3 protein-coding genes are annotated in these 3,494 nt (G+C 39.1%); all 3 read left to right on the top strand.

Annotated elements, in window-relative coordinates:
* The first annotated feature begins 5 nt into the window (after window positions 1-5).
* On the top strand, window positions 6-1,298 hold the full coding sequence (locus ACOVO2_RS08585; protein WP_421769560.1) for a vanadium-dependent haloperoxidase: 1,293 nt from the start codon (window positions 6-8) through the stop codon (window positions 1,296-1,298).
* Window positions 1,299-1,566: 268 nt separating this feature from the next.
* Window positions 1,567-1,992: an Hsp20/alpha crystallin family protein gene (locus ACOVO2_RS08580; protein ID WP_350266119.1), complete on the top strand. Its 426-nt coding sequence runs from the start codon at window positions 1,567-1,569 to the stop codon at window positions 1,990-1,992.
* 450 nt (window positions 1,993-2,442) lie between these two features.
* The coding region (locus ACOVO2_RS08575) for a S1C family serine protease (protein ID WP_421769559.1) at window positions 2,443-3,494 on the top strand (1,052 nt) is incomplete at its 3' end.

Below are 3,494 nucleotides of genomic sequence, written 5' to 3'. Positions count from 1 at the left end.
TCGTATTGATTGTTTTGTTTGCCAATGGCTGTAAGCAAAAAACATCGGCCGAATATACTCCGTTAGTAAATAATCCCGATTTTTATCATGATTGCGTCAATCAGCTTACCGATGTAATCGTACATGATATTTTTTCCCCGCCAGTGGCGAGTCGCATTTACTCTTATGCAACCCTTGCTGGATATGAAGCACTCGTTTCGGGTGAAAAAGATATGCCTTCGATGGTTGGTAAAGTAAAAGATTTCAATGAAGTACCGAAAATCGAAGCGGGCAAAGAGTATTGTCATCAATTGGCAAGTATCAAGGCTTTCATGACGGTTGCCCGTGGCCTTACGTTTTCGGTTGATAAATATGATGCTTTCGAAAAAGCTCTTGATAAGAAATTTGAAACAGCAGGTGTGCCAAGCGAAGTTATTGAGCGTTCGGTAGCGTACGGAGCGGAAGTCGGAAAAGCTGTTTTGGCTTATGCAAAGAAAGATAATTACCCACAGACTCGTGGTTTACGCTATACTTTACAAAACAAACCTGGTACATGGACTCCAACGCCGCCATCGTATGCCGATGCCATTGAGCCAAACTGGGGCAAAATCAGACCGATGATTATTGATTCGTCTTCGCAGTTCTTGCCACCACCGCCATTTCCTTATGATTTGGCCAAAACCAGTCCATTCATGAAAGAAGTAACCGAGGTTTATGAAATTGGAAATAAACTTTCAGAAGAAGAAAAACGCATTGCATGGTTCTGGGACGATAACGCTTTCGTAATGAACGTACAAGGCCACGTAATGTTTGCCGATAAAAAAATGACCCCGGGTGGACACTGGTTGGCTATCGTAAAAACAGTCTGTAAAGATAAGAAAGTAGATTTTGCCAAATCAGTACAAGCATATCTATTGGTTTCGATGGCTTTGCGTGATGCTTTCATTCAATGTTGGGAAACAAAATATCGTTTCCATAAAATTCGTCCCGAAACTATTATCAATGCCAGTGTAGATACCAAATGGGTGCCATTTTTACAAACTCCACCTTTCCCAGAATATACAAGCGGACACAGTACGATTTCGGGAGCATCAGCCGAAGTTCTTACTGAGTTATTCGGTGAAAATGTGGCTTTTACAGATTCTACCGAAGCGAAATTTGGTCATGGTGTTGGGCAGTTTAAGTCTTTCAATGAAGCAGCTGAACAGGCATCGATTAGTCGTGTGTATGGTGGTATTCACTTCCGCTCGGCTTGTGACGAAGGATTGAAAGCGGGTAGAGAAATTGGTAAATTGGTTATTCAGAAAGCTAAGAAATAAGAATAGATTTCTTTAAATTATAGAAAGGATTTGGCTTTGGTCAAATCCTTTTTTGTTTTTAGGCATTTCGAGCAAATTACCCATTTCTGCCGTTGAGTCAGTCTGAAAAAATAAAAATAAGACATTATGTCATTTTAAATTTCTGTAAAAATACAAAAACCGGTCAAAAAGTCCGAAAAATTCAACTGGTACACAAATTGATAAAAAGTTTGCGTCGCCACAACGGTGTGGCATAAAAAAGAAACAAACATTAAAATCAATAAAAATCATGGCAACATTAGTAAGAAATTTCGCACCAGTTTTCCCAGCAGTATTAGGTAGTTTTTTAAATGACTTCGAGCGTGTAGCTCCTGCACACACACATTCGTTTCCAGCAGTAAACGTTATCGAAAGCGAAGAAGCTTTCAAAATCGAATTAGCGGCACCGGGTTTGAAGAAAGAAGACTTTAAAGTAAACGTTCACGAAAATACTTTAACTATCTCGACTGAGAAAAAAGAAGAAAGCACTGAGACTGTTGGAAAATACACTCGCAAAGAATTTAACTTCAGCACATTCAAGCGTTCGTTTACATTACCAAAAACTGTAGATAGCGAAAAAATCGTAGCTACCTACAACGACGGTATCTTGGGCTTAGAACTTCCTAAAAAAGAAGAAGCAAAACCAAAAGAGCCTCGCTTGATTGAAATTGCGTAATTTACAGAATGGGTCTACAGGCCTGTTCAAACATTAAAATAAGGGCAAAATGCAAATCTACTTTGTATTTTGCCCTTTGCATTGAAAAAAGTTATTGCCTAAAATAACCGTTCATAACGCAATAAGATTCGGTCATCCAACGCAACTTACTTTTTCAGTTAAAATTTGTTAAAATTCATCAAATACCCGAATTTACATACATACTTTTACGTTAAATTTGCATGAAACAAAAACAAGCCTTGTTTCGTTATAAACACAAAACTATTTGAAGAAACATTACTAATAATTGAGATTAAAGAAGTTATCTGATTATAAAGGATGATTATTATGCACAAGCCAAATAAACAACTTGTTGAATAAACCAATCAACCAATAACAAATTTCCAGTAACTGCTTTAAAAGTCGATTAGGTAAATAAAATATTAACTGTAAAACAACGGCATAAAACACATGAATAACACAGTAAAAACCATCGGCATTGCTGTATTGAGCAGTATCGCCACGATTGGAGGTTATCACTTGCTCGGTTTGCAGAGCAATGATATAATTTTTAATGAAGCTTCAAAACCTTCACTTACACGCTTAGCAAACTATGATGGTCCTGCTGGCGTACCGGGCGATTTTACTTATGCGGCCGAACTCTCAACACCTTCGGTGGTGCATATCAAAGCAAAATCGGTACGAGCGGTATCTCAGCAACGCTCAATTTTTGATGATTTCTTCGGTGGCGAAAATCCTTTCGGACAGCCACGTAATCAACAACAAGAGTCGTCGGGTTCGGGAGTTATCATCACGAATGATGGTTATATAGCAACCAACAATCACGTAATCGAAGGTGCAACCGAGTTGGAAGTTGTAACCTCTGACCACAAATCGTACACTGCAAAAATCATCGGTACAGACCCTTCAACCGATATTGCAGTTATCAAAATCGAAGGAGGAAAGCATCCAGCAATGACTTTTGCCAACTCTGATAATGTAAGAGTGGGTGAATGGGTTTTGGCGGTTGGTAATCCGTTCAATTTAGAATCGACAGTTACGGCGGGTATTGTAAGTGCCAAAGGACGTAGTATTGGTATTTTAGCCGAAAAGCAGCAACAACAAATGTACCGTCGTTATGGCGAAGACGGTCGTCAAAGAACCAGCGATGCTATTGAATCGTTTATTCAAACTGATGCAGCCGTAAATCCTGGTAATAGTGGTGGTGCTTTGGTAAACCTTAAAGGTGAATTGATTGGTATCAACACAGCCATTGCCAGCCCGAACGGAGCTTATGCAGGTTATGCGTTTGCGGTTCCTTCTGAAATCGTGAAAAAAGTTACGGCCGATATTGTAAAATACGGAAACGTACAACGTGGATATTTGGGTATTAATTTGGTTGAATTAGATGGCAAAAAAGCCGAAGAATTTAAAACCAAAACCGATGAAGGTATCTATGTGGCTGATGTTGTAGAAAATGGTGCAGCAAAAGCAGCGGGTATCCAAAAAGGTGACGTAATTGT

Origin of the sequence: Emticicia sp. (assembly GCF_049241225.1) — a bacterium.
Classification (GTDB): Bacteria; Bacteroidota; Bacteroidia; order Cytophagales; family Spirosomataceae; genus Emticicia.
Note: the sequence above shows the minus strand (reverse complement) of the source record. Positions and strands in the feature narration are given on the sequence as shown.

Coding starts and splice junctions, on each gene's coding strand:
- ACOVO2_RS08580 (WP_350266119.1), top strand. CDS start 1,567: ATGGCAACATTAGTAAGAAATTTCGCACCAGTTTTCCCAGCAGTATTA.